At 38.8% G+C, this 15,958-nt stretch carries 19 protein-coding genes; all 19 read right to left on the minus strand.

Going from position 1 to position 15,958, the window contains the following annotated elements:
- Nucleotides 1–10: 10 nt before the first annotated feature.
- Nucleotides 11–862: an alpha/beta hydrolase gene (locus ACPBEH_RS04975; protein WP_424349927.1), complete on the minus strand. Its 852-nt coding sequence runs from the start codon at nucleotides 860–862 to the stop codon at nucleotides 11–13.
- Between the two features lie 230 nt (nucleotides 863–1,092).
- Complete coding sequence (locus ACPBEH_RS04980; protein WP_424349928.1) at nucleotides 1,093–1,629, minus strand: hypothetical protein; 537 nt, start codon at nucleotides 1,627–1,629, stop codon at nucleotides 1,093–1,095.
- A 95-nt stretch (nucleotides 1,630–1,724) separates the two neighbouring features.
- On the minus strand, nucleotides 1,725–2,867 hold the full coding sequence (locus ACPBEH_RS04985) for a GH25 family lysozyme (protein WP_424349929.1): 1,143 nt from the start codon (nucleotides 2,865–2,867) through the stop codon (nucleotides 1,725–1,727).
- Nucleotides 2,851–3,096: a phage holin gene (locus ACPBEH_RS04990; protein ID WP_424349930.1), complete on the minus strand. Its 246-nt coding sequence runs from the start codon at nucleotides 3,094–3,096 to the stop codon at nucleotides 2,851–2,853. Before ACPBEH_RS04990 ends, ACPBEH_RS04985 begins: the two co-directional genes overlap by 17 nt.
- Nucleotides 3,093–3,452, minus strand: a complete 360-nt coding sequence (locus ACPBEH_RS04995) for a hypothetical protein (RefSeq protein ID WP_081303861.1) — start codon at nucleotides 3,450–3,452, stop codon at nucleotides 3,093–3,095. Before ACPBEH_RS04995 ends, ACPBEH_RS04990 begins: the two co-directional genes overlap by 4 nt.
- An 87-nt stretch (nucleotides 3,453–3,539) precedes the next feature.
- Complete coding sequence (locus tag ACPBEH_RS05000) at nucleotides 3,540–3,668, minus strand: XkdX family protein (RefSeq protein WP_424349931.1); 129 nt, start codon at nucleotides 3,666–3,668, stop codon at nucleotides 3,540–3,542.
- Entirely contained in the window at nucleotides 3,661–3,957 is a 297-nt protein-coding gene (locus ACPBEH_RS05005) for a DUF2977 domain-containing protein (RefSeq protein ID WP_424349932.1), read from the minus strand. The genes ACPBEH_RS05000 and ACPBEH_RS05005 overlap by 8 nt, the downstream gene beginning before the upstream one ends.
- On the minus strand, nucleotides 3,958–4,737 hold the full coding sequence (locus ACPBEH_RS05010; protein WP_424349933.1) for a hypothetical protein: 780 nt from the start codon (nucleotides 4,735–4,737) through the stop codon (nucleotides 3,958–3,960).
- A gap of 11 nt (nucleotides 4,738–4,748) precedes the next feature.
- Nucleotides 4,749–6,182: a metallophosphoesterase family protein gene (locus ACPBEH_RS05015; RefSeq protein WP_424349934.1), complete on the minus strand. Its 1,434-nt coding sequence runs from the start codon at nucleotides 6,180–6,182 to the stop codon at nucleotides 4,749–4,751.
- Nucleotides 6,183–6,201: 19 nt separating this feature from the next.
- Nucleotides 6,202–8,178: a phage tail protein gene (locus ACPBEH_RS05020; RefSeq protein ID WP_424349935.1), complete on the minus strand. Its 1,977-nt coding sequence runs from the start codon at nucleotides 8,176–8,178 to the stop codon at nucleotides 6,202–6,204.
- Nucleotides 8,108–8,962: a phage tail domain-containing protein gene (locus ACPBEH_RS05025; protein WP_424349936.1), complete on the minus strand. Its 855-nt coding sequence runs from the start codon at nucleotides 8,960–8,962 to the stop codon at nucleotides 8,108–8,110. The genes ACPBEH_RS05020 and ACPBEH_RS05025 overlap by 71 nt, the downstream gene beginning before the upstream one ends.
- Nucleotides 8,963–8,976: 14 nt before the next feature.
- Nucleotides 8,977–13,224 carry a tape measure protein gene (locus ACPBEH_RS05030; RefSeq protein ID WP_424349937.1) on the minus strand — a complete coding sequence of 1,416 codons (4,248 nt, stop codon included), beginning with the start codon at nucleotides 13,222–13,224 and terminating at the stop codon, nucleotides 8,977–8,979.
- A gap of 49 nt (nucleotides 13,225–13,273) precedes the next feature.
- Complete coding sequence (locus ACPBEH_RS05035) at nucleotides 13,274–13,456, minus strand: hypothetical protein (RefSeq protein WP_424349938.1); 183 nt, start codon at nucleotides 13,454–13,456, stop codon at nucleotides 13,274–13,276.
- A gap of 14 nt (nucleotides 13,457–13,470) precedes the next feature.
- Nucleotides 13,471–13,902, minus strand: coding sequence for a phage tail tube assembly chaperone (locus ACPBEH_RS05040; RefSeq protein WP_424349939.1), 432 nt, complete (start codon nucleotides 13,900–13,902; stop codon nucleotides 13,471–13,473).
- Nucleotides 13,902–14,537: a phage tail protein gene (locus ACPBEH_RS05045; RefSeq protein ID WP_424349940.1), complete on the minus strand. Its 636-nt coding sequence runs from the start codon at nucleotides 14,535–14,537 to the stop codon at nucleotides 13,902–13,904. Before ACPBEH_RS05045 ends, ACPBEH_RS05040 begins: the two co-directional genes overlap by 1 nt.
- A 14-nt stretch (nucleotides 14,538–14,551) precedes the next feature.
- The gene (locus tag ACPBEH_RS05050; RefSeq protein WP_424349941.1) at nucleotides 14,552–14,920 is read right to left on the minus strand and encodes a DUF806 family protein; all 369 of its coding nucleotides are present in this window, start codon (nucleotides 14,918–14,920) and stop codon (nucleotides 14,552–14,554) included.
- Nucleotides 14,920–15,333, minus strand: a complete 414-nt coding sequence (locus ACPBEH_RS05055; protein WP_424349942.1) for a phage tail protein — start codon at nucleotides 15,331–15,333, stop codon at nucleotides 14,920–14,922. Before ACPBEH_RS05055 ends, ACPBEH_RS05050 begins: the two co-directional genes overlap by 1 nt.
- Entirely contained in the window at nucleotides 15,333–15,686 is a 354-nt protein-coding gene (locus ACPBEH_RS05060) for a phage head closure protein (RefSeq protein WP_424349943.1), read from the minus strand. Before ACPBEH_RS05060 ends, ACPBEH_RS05055 begins: the two co-directional genes overlap by 1 nt.
- Nucleotides 15,670–15,954, minus strand: a complete 285-nt coding sequence (locus tag ACPBEH_RS05065) for a head-tail connector protein (RefSeq protein WP_424349944.1) — start codon at nucleotides 15,952–15,954, stop codon at nucleotides 15,670–15,672. The genes ACPBEH_RS05060 and ACPBEH_RS05065 overlap by 17 nt, the downstream gene beginning before the upstream one ends.
- Nucleotides 15,955–15,958 lie beyond the last annotated feature (4 nt).

Consider the following 15,958-nt stretch of genomic DNA (forward strand, 5'->3'; position numbering starts at 1 on the left):
CTGTTTTTATTTACCATAGAAAATCAATTACCGCTTTATTAACAGCCTCGTTTTCATGTAGCTGACTATGTTGTGCTTTAGATCCCTTAAATTCAACCTCATGATATGATTTAGCCCTTGGCGCCACTAAATACCGTAACGATTGTGAAGAGACATTGCTAACGCGGCCGTCAGAATCACTGCCATCAGATAGGTCCCCATAAACATTTAAGAATTGAACCTGATTTTTTGGTAATCTATGTCTCAAACCCATTAATTGCCGATAAGTCGCATTAATCTGCTGCGGGCGACCATCTTTAGCTAAATGATTTTGATTAGCACGATCATCCATCCCGATAATACCAGCATAATGCCCTGCGATTGAAACAAATTTGGCTAACTGCGGCAGCTTTTTATTCTGAGCATTATTCGCTAAGTAGAAAGCTAACGTTAAATTACCCATTGAGTGGGCGACAACGTTGAACTGTTTAAAATGATGTTGTCGGTTGACCGCAATCAATACCCGTTTAAACCATTCACCATTTTGCCGATAATTGGCATTGCGATTATTCTTATAAACGACCTGGATAATCGGCCGGGTTGTTCTATCCGTCCAATGTCCCTCTAGTTCAACTTTGCCCGTTCTACTGACAATTGCGGTTAACACTTTAGTGGCTCTGCCGCGCTCCTCTGCAGCTGCAATCATGCTATCACTAGAACGACCAGAACCACCATACCCATGCAAGTAAAAGGTTGGTGCGTTGTCCCGGACACGATTAGCTTGCTGTCGTGCCTGATTTGAACGCTGATTAATCAGTAATATCCCTAAGATAATAACCAGTAAAAAACCACCACTAAGTAAAAAGCCCCACTTCTTCATCATAATCACCCTTTGATGTACTTAATATATGCCTATCGTATCACACCGCTTTCACACACGACAATAACTTATTTTTAGACAACAAAAAAGCCCTATACCTAGGGCTTTTAAAACTTGTATAATAATTCATTATACCGGTGATCGGAATATTAAATCACAGAATACCATTGATACATCAAGTTTCTTCCTATTATAAAGGACAACAAAAGGTCAACAATAGAAATATACTATATTTAATGTTTGCTTTTTAAGCAGTTTTTCAATTTATTTAACTCATAATAGCAAGTGTCAGTCAAAATAGCTTCGTCTACGTATTCTTCAATGTAAAATCTATATTTTATATTGTCGTCTTCCATCTTAAAAATTCTAGGCTCATTCTGGCTTTTATCAAGCCTAAATACAATTGGTGTTCTACTAAGACTCACCACTCCGTTAATCGTTTGATAATATTGCGAACCGAAATCTATCAAATAATACTCACTAGTTTTTTCGTTATAAATAAGGTTAACGTAATGTTCTTCACCTTGCGTCTCAAATTGAACTTTTTCGCCTGTTTTTTTATTTTCAGCTGTCAATGATCCTTTCATAATAGATGTTTCATATTGATGATCCAACTCTGACTTCCCCAGTATAGCCCAATATTGACAAGTATTACTCTTAGAAATATTAGCCACATCGAATGCCTTTTCCAATCTATCATAAACAGCAAATACATCCTTAGCCACTCGTGTCATATTATTACTGTATTTCAATTTATTCTTATGCTTCATTTTAAATCTCCGTTCATTATTATATATATTAATCGTAACATATTCGATTAATTCTTGTAAAAAAGCCCTTCACTAAAATGTGAAGGGCTTTTCGCTTAGTACAAAATAATCTGTCCAGAATAAATCGTTGAATTGATGTTCTTACCGTTTTTAGCTGCTAGTGAATACATATTAATTCCTAACATATTAGCAATACTCCAAAATGAATCCCCATTTTTAATGGTATACGTGTGATTATCACTAATAGTTGAACGTTTTCCGAAACTTTCACCCGGAATATACCCCATTGAAGCATAACGTGTTTGGCCTGAATAGCTGGTGTAGCGGCCCTTAACCACGCCGTTGACGATGTAAATGTGGTTATAGTTCAATGATTCTCCTGGCGCATAAGTTGCGACGACTGGCGAATTATTAGCAATGCCTGAACGTACATTAACGGTTGTGTTAGTTGTAAACGTGCCATTTTGGGCGTAGTCTTGATTGGCAACTTGATTATTGTTTGATGGTGGTGTCACTGGCTTAGATGGTTGTTTCGAGTAACCGTTGTCGGTAATACCGGTTAAATCCACGTTGCCATCTAGTCCACCAGCAGTATATGTTGAAGTGAATTGCCAAATACCGATCCCGTCCATTGATGGAAAAACAGCATAATTAGGCTTAGGAGTTACTGAGTAATTAGGATAAGCGGCAATGCATAAACTATTGGGATACCGTTGTATAATTCGCCGGTAATCAATATGCGCTAAAGTAAATGGCTTATAACTATAATACATTGGCGTATAACCATAACTTGCAACTCTATCCATCCCTGCTAAAACTGCATCCGTATTGGCTTTAACGTTCCCACTCGCGCCATCTTCATAATCTAATGCAACAATTGAACCTTTAGGCGCATTCGATTGAATTCGAGGCATATATCTATCAACGGCTTTAACGCCTAGTTCTGAACTCCCACCAACCCCGTACCATAAGTAATGGTGTACTTTTAAGCCATTTGCTTTAGCCACGTTAACCTGACTTTGATACGTCAATTGATCAATATACGTACCCCCATAAGTCCCACCGGGTTGAATCAGAACAAATTTATCGTTTGCATACCCTAGCTTGCCGGAATATCCTTGGTATTTTGACCAATCAGGCCCTTGGTCACCCTTAGCGGCCTGCGCTAACCCAGTTGATGCCTGTGCAAATAAAAAAGCCGCCATTGTGGCGACTACTAATTTATTTAATTTTGTCATAATCTCTTACTCCTTTAGTTGTTGGATTAATGATCGCGTTATAAACACTAACTCCTACCGTTAATAGCACATACGGATTGGCAATTGCCTTGCCCAATGTTGCCCATAAAATATGCCAGCTGGTTACGTCTTGGGCCTTAATTCCAAAATACGCACCAACTGGCATCGTGATTGCTATTATAATTTGAAACCAAAAATGTGGGTTTTTAAATCTCACTTGCCAATTCAATGCTCAATCAGCTCCTTATCATCAATTAATTTTAAATTTTTAACCTTGTTATACAGGGCTTCACCGGTACCGTTACCACCAACACCGCTATACCCACGAAATAAATGCTCAATGTTATCTAGCTCGCTAATAGTCACTGTTCCCCGATATATGACTTTGGTGCATTGCTTGTAAAGTGAATCATGAAGTACGGCTTGTACCGCATTATCATTGGCGTTCATGCGATTTTCAAGACTTGCTAAACGCATATTACGATGCTTAACCAGCTCTGTTGTGGCAGTCTTGGCCCCCCAATAAGCAGATGGTATTGTTAACAACCACATAAGGAGCTGCCCTAATCCTTTTAAACTATTCATTTTGACACTTCCTAAAATAATAATTTGAAGATAACGAAAATAGCAATCCAGAGCAGGACTGCTATTGGCAATGCGTATTTCAGGCCTCTAAACAGATTCATTTAAATCACCTGTAATCGCATCGTATTCGGCTTGCGTGATTGCACCCATTGCTAGGTAGCCGCTGATGTCGCAACCCCAATCGTGCATTTGTTTGACAAACTCGTAATCAACCATTGCTGCCACCACCTTCCAGTTTATCCACCTTAGCTGATAACTCAGCGTATTTTAAACCCAGCTGATTGATCATAACTTGCTCAGCCGTGGGGCCACTAGGTATAGTCGGCTTTGGTTCAACGTAATTTTGATTTAAAACAATTGCATCATTTTGCAGTAAATAAAAAGATGGCTTGAAATTTTCTTCAAAGTCATCTGGGATGGTACCTTTATATTCAATTGAACCATCTAAATCGCCAATAGTGATGTAACTAATTATTTCACCTTTGTTTGTAACTACTAGCTTCATTTATCTTACCCCCAAAATATTGTTAATCTGGAAAGAACCTTGTCCCACATTATATTGAGCCGTTCCTTTGGCTAGATTTGCGATAATGTGATTAAAACTGCCTAACTTAAGATTTGACTCATCTACTTTTTCGAGATAACCTTCCGCAATATCGACGTTAACGGCATTCTCGGATAATGTATTTGAAACATTCAATCCAACGAAATACATTTGTGACGGAACACCAGTTGGAAAATCCGAACGTGGCACTTGCATCCGTACGCTACCGATTGCGCCGTTCAAGTTGTAAGTGATAATTAATCCGTCGTAGAAGCTCCACTTATCAATCAGTTTAAGAGTCTGCCCGACAGCAACGTCACCCATTCCGCTCCACAGAACTGTTTCAGTAGTAACTTTCGTCCAGTTACGCGGATAATAAAGCCCGCTAGTGTCTCCATGAGCGATGACCTTTTTCCAACTCGAACCAGTTGGAACGTTAGTTGCATACATAATACGATCGCCATTTTTCGCAACTGAAACGTCAATAAAAAACTCATTTCCCATTTGCGTAATTGGTGCATTAACAAGATTAGATCCACCAACGTAATTTCCGGGCGGAAGATTATTGACATCTGTATTTTTATCATTAAGTTCTATCCGATGGTCAAACAACGATTCTAGTTGGCGCTTCATCTCAGGGCTTGCAAGGCCTGGATTTTGCCGACTAACCAATAAGCCAGACTTAGCGTCTAACGCGGCAACTGACCGCGCAAGTAAATTGATGGTTTGCTTTAATTTCATGTTTTTCCTCCTTAATAATCATATTCACGGCTTGTTGCTCGACCAATTCCAGATAAGGTTACCTTTGAAGCCGATGGATCAACTGTCGCAATCGTTATTCCTAAAGCTTGAATCGTTCCGATATTATCTGGGTTAGTATTACAATCGTTTATAAACAAACATTGCGTGAAGTTATCTCGTTCAGTTATTTTTTCAGTGTGAACATGACCGGCCCATAATCCAGCCACTTTCCGTGGCCCCTGCGTTGTAAAATCGGCTGCCACAATCACCTGTAACTCGCTAGGAATACCATCTTCTGATTTGCCGGTATAACGTCCACCAGTTGCGACTGCATTGAGCAACCCTTCTAGGATATTCCCATTAGCCCAAGTAGTCTCAGTGCTAGGTGTAAAGTCGTAAACTAGTGGAATATGAGTCGTGACAACAATTTGAAACTCTTCTGGGACACTTGACAAGGCTTCATTTACTAGCCAATCAATCTGCTTTTGACTATAAGAATAATCAAGATAACGGGTAAACTTTAAGGTTCCGTCATCATTAGTCTTACTCTCTGGCACATCTAGACCATTAAGACCGATTAAACGGATTTTTGAATCTGGATAATCCTTATAAAAATAGAGACTATCGCCCTCACGGTTTTCGTCATTAATTAACTCACCCGTTCTAAACAGCTTTTTAAAATCAGCCTCTTTAATAATCTTGTCTGGTGTGATTTTTTCCAGTCGAATTCCTGTAGAAGCGTCGTCGTGATTACCCAACAGGATAAACTTATCTGCGTCAGTTTCAGTTTGTAAAATCTTGGCACAGTACTGTGCTTGGTCAGCAATCGAATGATTAACATCTTGATTTAAGCCATTGGCATTATCGCCACCAGCAATGATCACATCGACGTACTGGCTTAGATAATTAACAGCGTTTAGATGAGTCAACGCGTCATAGGCATATGGGTAGCTAAACGGGCTGCTTTCATCATAAAGATCTTCATAATGTGAGTCAGTTACCATTAAAACTTTAAACCCTTCTCTAGGTAAGGTTAATATGAATTCATCTAGTTGTTCTTTAATAACAGGGTCTAATTTACCGCCAATATCTATGGATTCATTCGTCATAATAGTGCCATCTTCAATGGTAATCATATCATCCATCCGTAGACCGATTGTTTTATAGGCTGCCTTCCCTTTTGGCTTTCTCCCAGCAATCACTTCATCAAGACTTGTGCTACCAGATATTTGACTATTAAAGCTATCCTCAATATCAGTCATTCGATCATCTGCATTTTTTACAGCATCATTTACTGAATTAACCGCAACTACCAAGAAATTCCCTACTGATTTAGCGAATCTTCGCAAAGCTTCCCAATTATGTTGTTTTTGATTTCTAGCTTCCCGATTTTGAAATGGGCTGGGTTCATCCCATAGATCACTTAAAAATTTAGGTGTTTTCATTTAAAAATCTCCTTCCTGCTTAAACCATCATTAACATTTCATTGCCAATTCTCTTACCTAACAATTCGTGGTATTTCTCATTAGGATGCAAGCCATCACTATCTCGAGTCCAATCTGTTATCACGCTAGGATCAGAATCGGGATTAATACCGATAGAATCGTATAAATTTAAGCAATTAACGGTGTAGAATTGACACACTTCAATCAAGGCTTTTACATAATCACCCAATACGTAGCCAGCCTTATTTTTAATATTTTGTCCCGCACGTGGTAAGGGCGTGACAATTAATAGCGGTTTTCCAATAAACTTTAAGCTTAGCCCTTTAATTAATTGCCCAGCTGCGCCATAGAATGTGGTTAAATCTTTCGAGCCAAAAGAACCTAGCGGCACACCGTCACTCACACCAAAATCATTTGTTCCAAATAAGCAAACAACTGCGCTTAAATCATCTGGTAACTTTTCATATCTCGTGCACATTGATTCACCGTTAACATCTGGTTTAGCAATCCGCGTACCTGAAACACCATAGTTATTCACATTGTTATAATTTAATTTCTTTCCAACCCAATAGTGATAAGGGCGGGTTATGGTTGCTCCAAAAGTTATTGAGTCGCCAAAAGCCCCCAAAGATTTATCAAAAGGTTTAAAATTTATAAACTGATCTAAACCCTCGACTAAATCCACTCTGGTTGTAACATGGAACGTTTGGCCCTTCGCTAAACCCATCTCGGCGTTATCATCCGGAACCATCAATGTGAATGCTGGTAGTGTCGCATCCCGTTGTATACACTTAGGGTTAACTACCGGCAGCCCGGTTAAACGTGAATTAAACGCTTTGGATGCGGTTTGTTTAGCTGCTAAAATACCATTGCTTAATTTTTTTTGATCAGCGATGGCCTTATTTAATTGATTATTAGTGTTTTTCTGATAATCAAGAATTGTCTTAGCTGTATTATTTAGTGTTAATTGCGTTGGCTGCGTTTTATCAAATGGATACCAGACATAGGCCATTACTTGGACATTAGTCACATAACCAGTCTTGCGAATCTCTAGACGACGTTGTTCCCCAGCGATTGGCTTATCCGACGCGCTATAAGTAGCATCAATCGTTAGAGACGGTTCCGGTGTTAATTGCGTTAATGCGTATTTATCAATAGCGGCCGAATCCGTAAACCGTTCATCTGAAATATCCTCACCTTGATGGAGTCCCCACTTATTAACCGATTCTTGATTCGTTACAAAATGCGGCGGGAAATAATATTCCTCTACGTCTGAGTTTTCATTATCGGAATCTTTTGTTTTACCGAATACCTTTACTTGATTAACGATACTGGTCGAATCATAAGTTAATTTAATTTCAGTGGTATCCCGTAAATAATCAATCCTAGCGCCGTAGTTCTTAGTGAACGCCGCTAGTGAATAGACGTTAATCTTTTTATTATCTGGAAATATCACCGCTTCCGGCCATGTGCTGATAATTTTAGATAACATGTCCTTACCGCTCTCGTTACCCAAATCAGTTAACTGTGCTTTAGCAAAGTTTCCAATCACTGAATAACTAAACCCCATAGCATTATCCGATAAATAAAAAGACAGAACGTCACTAACCGAGTAGGTAAGCGTTCCTGTCTTAACCTTATACTGTCTAACCCGTTGAACTTCGTTATAGACGTGAATCGCAACAACTTGCTTTATCTCAATACCACCACTGAAATCCGGCAAACACTGCTTAACAATATATTCTTGTCCCTCAAAAAATATGCTGCTTTCTGAATCAATTAGTGAATAACTAACTGACCGATCATCATAGCAAGTGAATTGAAGTTGATAAGTCGCGTTCAATTCCCAATCTGATTCAAATGTATTCCATAATATGCAATTTAAAGGCTCCTTCAGGGTGCTGTGCAAGCCTTTAACTAGTACCTTATTCAAGATAGATAAAAGGAAAGCTAAAAGTAATATCCATCGCAGTCGCACCCTCAACCGCAATATCATTCCACCCAACCTCAAGCGTTAAATTACCAAAATCAGTATTAACGCTGGCGGGTTGGCCATTCAATGTTGTTCTGACACCATCTAAAATAATCGAATCACTAGCAGTTGCGGGCTTTTGATATTGCCAGCTACTACCGTTGGTTAAGTTGGTAATTTTCAAACTGCTACCGCTAAAATGACTAATGATTTTTAAATCATGCTTCTGAAAGTAAGGATCAATCGGAATATCCGATGCATTATATACCTTAAAGCGATTATTTTTAAACTGATAATTTAAATCTTCGCCATTTGGCAAATTCATCCCCACTTGCCATAACTCACTATCATAATTATATAAATTATCTGAACGAGCTAAAGAGTATTTATAGCCGCTTGGATTCTCAAACGGGATTGTAAAAAGCGCATCGTGTGCGCCATCTTCAATTGGTTTAATTTCAAACTTAGCAGCAGTCGCAAATTTAACAATTCCCATTTCAGCATCAGTTCTAATCCTGAAATACCCCTTTTGATTAAAAATGCGGTATATATCGTGTTTCGCTAATTTTAAATCATAATAATCGCCAAAATGTAACCAGAAATTAGCGTTAATCACGCTTTTATCATAACTTTGACTCATTAACAATGAACCGTCCGTTGGCACGTTCGTTTGATAGTTATTGGTTATTTCTGGATTATTATCATCTCCTAAGAAAGTTAGCCCCTGAATCTGCTCGGAAATATCAATCTCAGGGGCTGACCCCCATTTAATTAATAATTTTGGTTGTGTTGCTGGTTGCCAGTCCATTTAATCACCTCGTTTTATATTGATTGCGTATCTCTTAGAATCTGATCAAGCGCTTGTTGCTTATACTGTTCATTTTTATTAAAGGCACCGGCTTTAATTGCTTCAATTTGTTCAGCCGTTAATCCCAATAATTTAGAAAACATTTGAAGTAACATGTCAAACTTAGCGTTTAACTGTTTGAGTTCTTCATTACCTTTATCGTCGTGAGTGGTTGATTTTTTACCCATAGATGGATCATCAGCGACAAGACGACTAACAACCTCGCCAACTAGTTGCCAGCTACGACTGCGCTTCATTGAATCTAGCGGAATAACCATCTCCGGTTTATTCTGTTCTGCGACCTCAATCATTTGATTTCTAGTAATCAAACCGCCATTAGCCATTCGCTTATGACCAGTTGGTCCCCAACCACCAGATACAGAAATATCCCGTAACCAGTTAGAATCATTAAACAGCGCCACTAATTGTGCATAGCCACTACCTAAATCAGGTTTAACCCCTTTAGGTACCCAGGCACTTAAAGTTGGTTGGATGTATTGAAGTAATCCCTTAGATGGCGTTCCGGCTTTGGCATTTGAATCCCAGTTGTTTGAAATAGTTGGATTACCATTTGATTCCTGTGCAATTCTTTTTAAAACAGCACTCATTCCAGCGCTAGAAAGGTTAATTTTCATCTTTCTAGCAGCTTTTTTAATAGTGCTCTTCCAGCGATTAACACCAGCGCCACCCGGATTGTCGGCGCTTCCGCCCAATCCGTCAAATAACTTTTTAACCCAGTTCACAGCACCACTTGCAACGTTTTTGGGGAATCCAGTAATAATATCCCCCGCAAATCCTTTACTTGAATTACCTACAAACTTAGTAAATACCGATTCCATAAATTTAATAGGATGAGCAATGATATTTTCTGCTTCTTCAGCAATATCTTTCGCCTTATCCCACATACCGCTAAAGAATGAGCCAATACCGTTTTTATACATTGGAAGTCCCATCATTGAGGCTAATTGATGACTTGAATCACCATCTAACACCTCAGCGCCCTTTGGTAACGGCACAATCATATTCCGCTTTTTAGGGAATATCCCAAACTGGCCATTTGGCAAGTGATACATTTCGCGATATTTAGAAGTTGGTGAGTCGTTGACTAGCGCCAAACCGCCCGGATGAGCGCCACGCGTCCCTTTGGCATAAGCCGGTAAAGGAACGCTCCAACTGGCTTTAATCGTCCCAGCACCAACTTTAGAGAGCACCCAGTTAAGCCCTGTCTTAAGGCCTTCTAACATCTTATTAACTGGCGTAATAACACCACGTGCAATCCCAACGGCACCTTTTTTAACACCATTAATTGCACCGGAGACAATCCCACCAAGTTTCCCAAAATAAGATTTAAAAGTATTAACCATATCGCCTAAGCGGCCACCAGTTAACTTATTAACAAAATTAAAGACCCCTGTAAAAGCCGACTTCCAAAACTTAATAAGCGAGTTAATAACCCCACGGACATCCTTGTCTAAATTCTTCCAATTGCCTGAGAATAGATCCTTAAAAACCTTGCCATAATTTTGAATGACATTAAAACCGTTGCTAAAAATAGGCTTAATGAATTTAAACATGTTGTTAAAAATTTTAACTGAGTCTTTCCACATGGTAGTAAACCATTTTGCAACATTCTTGGCCATTGATGTTGCTGATTTAACAATTCCATTTACGAAATCTCGGAATTTTTTATTATGTTTGTACAACGCTACAAGACCAGCAACTACCGCAACAATCGCAGCAGTGATTGCAAAAAACGGATTAGCTTTTGCAAATGAGAAAGCTAGTTTAAGGCCCTTACCCGTTAATTGCGCTGATTTAAGCAAACCTTTAAGAGCCAGTTGAGCGGCCTTAACACTAATTTTAGCCGTAAACTTGAGCGCCTTCATTCCGGCTTTTCCAGTTGTCACTAAGGCTTTTCCTAGCAGCTTAGAACCAGACTTAACGGCTTTCCATGTTAACTTAGCAGTGAATTTAAGCGCCTTAGCCCCGATTTTAGCAGTCCCCAATAGTGTTTTACCTAAAAGTTTAGAACCACCTTTAACCGCTGACCAACCCAGTTTGGCCGTAAATTTCAGAGCCTTACCTCCGGCTTTACCAACTGCCGCCAAACCTCTCCCCATTAACTTAGCTTGATTAACGACACTAGAGAATGCAAATTTAGTAGCGGCTCCGATTCCTGAACCAACTGTTTTAAAGACAGAACCTAAAGTTGAAAAAGTTGTTTTCATACCACCTAATACTTTATTAGCCTTAGTCCCCTCTTTACTCATCTTGCTAATCTGATCAAACGGAAATTTAATGGTGCTGAAAATGCCACTCGATAATTTAAAGACAGTACCAAGTCCGCTAAACGCTAAATTAAGTCCTTGCGTCGCTTTATTAGCAATTAACATTCCGGCCGCCATTTCAGCAAACAATTTAGGATTTTCCTTGGCAAATCCACCAACAATTTTAAGGACGGGTTCTAAATCTTGTAAAGTTTGGACAAAAATTGTAAAACTAGTCCCACCAGCCTCTTTTGTCGATTTAAAGAATGACACAATGTCTGGTGCATGTTTGGCGATTGATTCACTAGCACGAGTAATACCATCAGCTAAGCTATTAACACCATCGTCCATGAACTTGGTGCCGTCCTTAATATCAAAAACTTTAGTGAACGCCTTGGTAATCGTCTGTAGCCCTTTAGTTGCAGCATCACCGACTTTTCCGAATTCTTTTTCAGTATTACTATCAGAAACCCACTTCGAAATTGCACCCAGCACTGGGTTTTTCATTCCCATAATCGGTTTTTCAATTGCACCAATAATTGCGGGCATACGTGACGTAATAACCCGTTCCATCCCGGGAATCGTCTTCATCAGATTTTCAGAGGCATCTTTATACTTATCCCCAAGTTCCTCCATGACAGCCTGTGCATCTTTAGCGCTGATTTTACCAGCTGACATCTGATCACGTAACGTTTTCATCGTCAACTTACTATTTTTTTGAACTTTTTGTTCATACTTAAGTAATTCCTCACCATACATTGGTAAGGCATCAGTAATATGGTTAAAATCCCCAACTTGCAGCAGCGTTGAACTCATCATATGGGTGAAATTAAGTCCCAAATTTTTAAGATTTTCAGAACTCATACCCACGGCATCACCCATGGTTAATACGCTAGCAGTTAGCTTTTCAGTTGCCGGTTGATTGTTCAAAACGTGATAGAATTGCTGATTTAATTCATCAACAACCTCAATGTTGTTACCAAATGCAACGGATAATTTGTTACCCATCGCAACCATTGCATTACCTTTTTCAGCAGACCCCGTTAATGTATTCCAAGTGGCACCCATTTCTTGTTGCTTTTTTACGTACTCAGAACCTTCTTCAATAACATCATGTAGATGCGCTTGAATAGACGCCAAGCCATTCGTTATCCCATCGGCAACTAAGTGAACTCCCACTAACTTAGCGAATAAGTGACTCGTTTTTTCAGCTTTATCATTAACAGACCCTAACTGATTTTTAATGGCACTAAGTCCAAACGTGGGCTTTTTGCCTAATTGAGTATCAAGCTCTTTCATCTCGGTTTTAGTGTGTGCAATTTTAGTACCTAACTCATTAACCCGCACCTGCTGTTTTTGATACTCATCGCTGGTCTTACCAGACCTAGTGGCAACCTGTTCCAATACTTCGACTTGTTTTTTATACAATTCTTGCTGTTTAGATAGCGACTCACGCAATCCGGTCTGTTTAGCCTTAACTGCTTCAGTCTCTTTACCTTCCGCCTTTAAGCGCTCAACATATGACTTTGTAACCGAATCACCATTTTTAAGTTCTTGATTAAGACTGATGATGCCACTTTTTTGTAAATCCATTGACTGTTTGGCGCGTTGCTGCTGAGTTGTCATTGCATTTAGTTGAGTAGTCGCTTTATCGATATCTTGTTGATATTTAAGGTAGGTCTGAGCACCCTCTTTGGTCTCCACATTCAATCCTGATTGTTTAGCCTTTAACGCTTCAACCTTATCTTTTTGACGGCTGATAGCCTCTCCTAATCCGTTGTAGCGGGCCTCGCTAGCTTTTAAGTATTCCCCAGTGGATTTTAGCAGTGTCTCTTGTGACTTCCAGGCGCCGGTGGCCACTTTAACGGCACTGGTTAAGTCTTTCATAGAATTAACCGAACTAAGTGTATCTAAAGCAACTTGAGTAGCCATGACCGCACTAACTTTTTTGGCCATTATAATTCCCCCTTTTCAATAAAAAAAGGGTAACTACCCAAGTTGGTAGCTACCCTTTACCGATAAGACTAAGTGGGTCAACCACTCTATCTTTTTTATCTTTTGCACCGAATACGGTATTCATACGATCAAACTCAGCATCATCATATTGATCTAAATCCCAATGCAAATTCATCAATACCCCTTTTTCAACGGTATGCAAGTCTTCGATTATATTTTCAAGTTCAAACACTCGCTGAGCGGGGCTTATTCTTCCGGGGCTGTATCATCCTCGATATCGCTTCGTTCAGCTCCCATAATAATTGCACAAATCTTGGCCGCTAACATGTTAGTTTCACCAACTTCCATATCACCAAGTGTCTCTTTTTGCTTTTTAGTTAACTTCAATGTATCAGTAATATACTCTTGGACTTTTCTAACGTAATCACGCTGAACTTCAAAATTCTTTAAAAGTTCCTCCGCCATTTTTTCATCCTGATTGTCCGAATCATCATCTGATTCTTTATCTGATTCCGTCTTACTCATAGTTTGCATTTTTTCATTGAATTCTTCCACACCCTTTTCAAAGCGAGCAGCTTCCAATTGAAATGTATAAGCCTCTTCAACCCTCTTATTAGAACGTTTAACATCAAAAGGTACTTTAATACCCAGTTCCTTATTAACATTGATTTTAACCATTATTTACCATCTCCTCCTTGTTCTGGTGGTGTTACTGATCCAGTTTCTAATTTATAACCACCAAATGTCTCTTCATACATGTGGGCCATATCAAAACCTTCTTCACCAGTGTAATAAGTTTTATAAGCTTCTTTGCCAAACGCTTTAGTTGTAAGAGCGGTAAAAGTTAAATTATCATCTTCACGAGTTTGATTTTCAGTATCCGTACCAACATTTTGTGTCGGTGCTGTAAATACGCCATTTCCAAAATTGAAGAATACAGATTCTTTTCTATCCAAAGTTTCCGATTCAACAGACACGGCAAAATGCGGTTTTGACCCATCAGATACAAAACCACCTTTTCCATCCGGTAATCTACCAATTAATCCTTGGCTAATTTTAAACCCTAAGTTATTAATATCTAGTGCGATTGCAGGAGAGGCACCACCAACCATAACATCCTGTTGCGTATTATTTCCAAATACTTTAGTTAATGATCCTTCAATTCCTGTAATATTAGCCGTTTTAGTACCAAAGAACTTTTCGTCAATTTCCAGTACATCTGTGCCTAAAACACTGTTTTCTTTAGACACGATTGCTTGTGTCAACGGGTCAACCTGCGCAATCCGTACCATCGTTAAACCTACAATTGCCATATTCTATTCCTCCTCTAAATATCCTCAGTTTTACTAAATAAAAAGACCTTAATCACTTGTTTAGTGTCAGGGTCTGTATAAGGTGATTTATTATCATTGACATACCAGTCGTTAGCCAGCATTAACTTCATGATTTTAATTTCAAAATTTTCAATATTCTCATCAAAGTTTTTACTATAAAAAATCTGAACTGAGACCATATTATCAATCTGATTAAAATCGTTATTCCCAAAACTCGTTGGTGAATTCCGTACACGACTAATTAACACATCCGTTAAGTCGTCTCGGTCAATCCGCTCCTCTGGTAAGTTTTCCGTAAAAATACCATCAAGCTTTAATTCACTATCATTTAGAATTTTCTTAACTGCTAAAACAGATAACATCACGTTAGTCCTTTCTGTTTTAATATTTCTCGATAAGTTTTAGACTCTGCATCCATCACCGCATCTGTCGCTGAATCCCGCGCATTATCAATAAAGTGATCAGCTTTAATCCGTTTTGTGCCGTCATTTAAGCGCCTTGCATTCCCAGCATGGTACTTATCAAAACCGACGGTACTAACGCCCGTTTTCGCACCGTCAATGTCAGTGTTAAGCACAATGACACTATCGGCCATATGACCATTAACAGGACGTTTTTTCTTTGAATAATGCTTACTTTTTGTTTCATCCGCTATTTTCTTTTGCAGCACATCCGCCCCAGCTTTTGTTATTTTGGCTTGTTCTGCAATTGATAATTTCTGTGCAGATTCAACATCTTTCAACCAACCATTTAAAACATCATCTAATCCAGTCATCAATTAACCCCCTTAGATTCCTTAATCGTTAAAAAATCATAGGTCATATAATGATTAGAATCGTCAATTGAATAATCAATAATTTTATAGGTCTTGTTCCCAATTCTTAAATACTGATACGTATCAGATAATTTAGAATGTCGAATAACAATGATACTTGTATTTTCTAAATCGCTACCGATCAGCGCATAACGTTGCGTGACCGTTTTACGCTGCGCTTTATAATGCATTTTTTCTTTTTCAACGAACGCTGGAATACTTACACCAGTATTAGGGTTAACCTTAGATTCAAACGCACCAAACCAAAAAACCTTATTAAAATCAGATGGTGAATATCTAACTTGTTTTTGCATCAAGCTTCATCCCTTTTAAATGATTGATCATCATCTGTAATCCCTTTGACATCCCATCCGATAGCTCACGGTCATAATACAGTTGAGTGGCTAGAGTCTTAGCAGCGCGATTGAAAATGACATTCTTACGATATTGTTCCAACGCGATAGTATGATCAACCGAATTCTGAATAATTAACTCAGCATCACTTACTAGCTCATTAATCGTTGTAACATCTTCACTTTGCTGATCAATATTGAGTTCATCAGATAATTTTACCTCGGTCATATTA

The sequence above is a fragment of the Latilactobacillus parasakei genome, from assembly GCF_049674265.1.
Taxonomy (GTDB): domain Bacteria; phylum Bacillota; class Bacilli; order Lactobacillales; family Lactobacillaceae; genus Latilactobacillus; species Latilactobacillus sakei.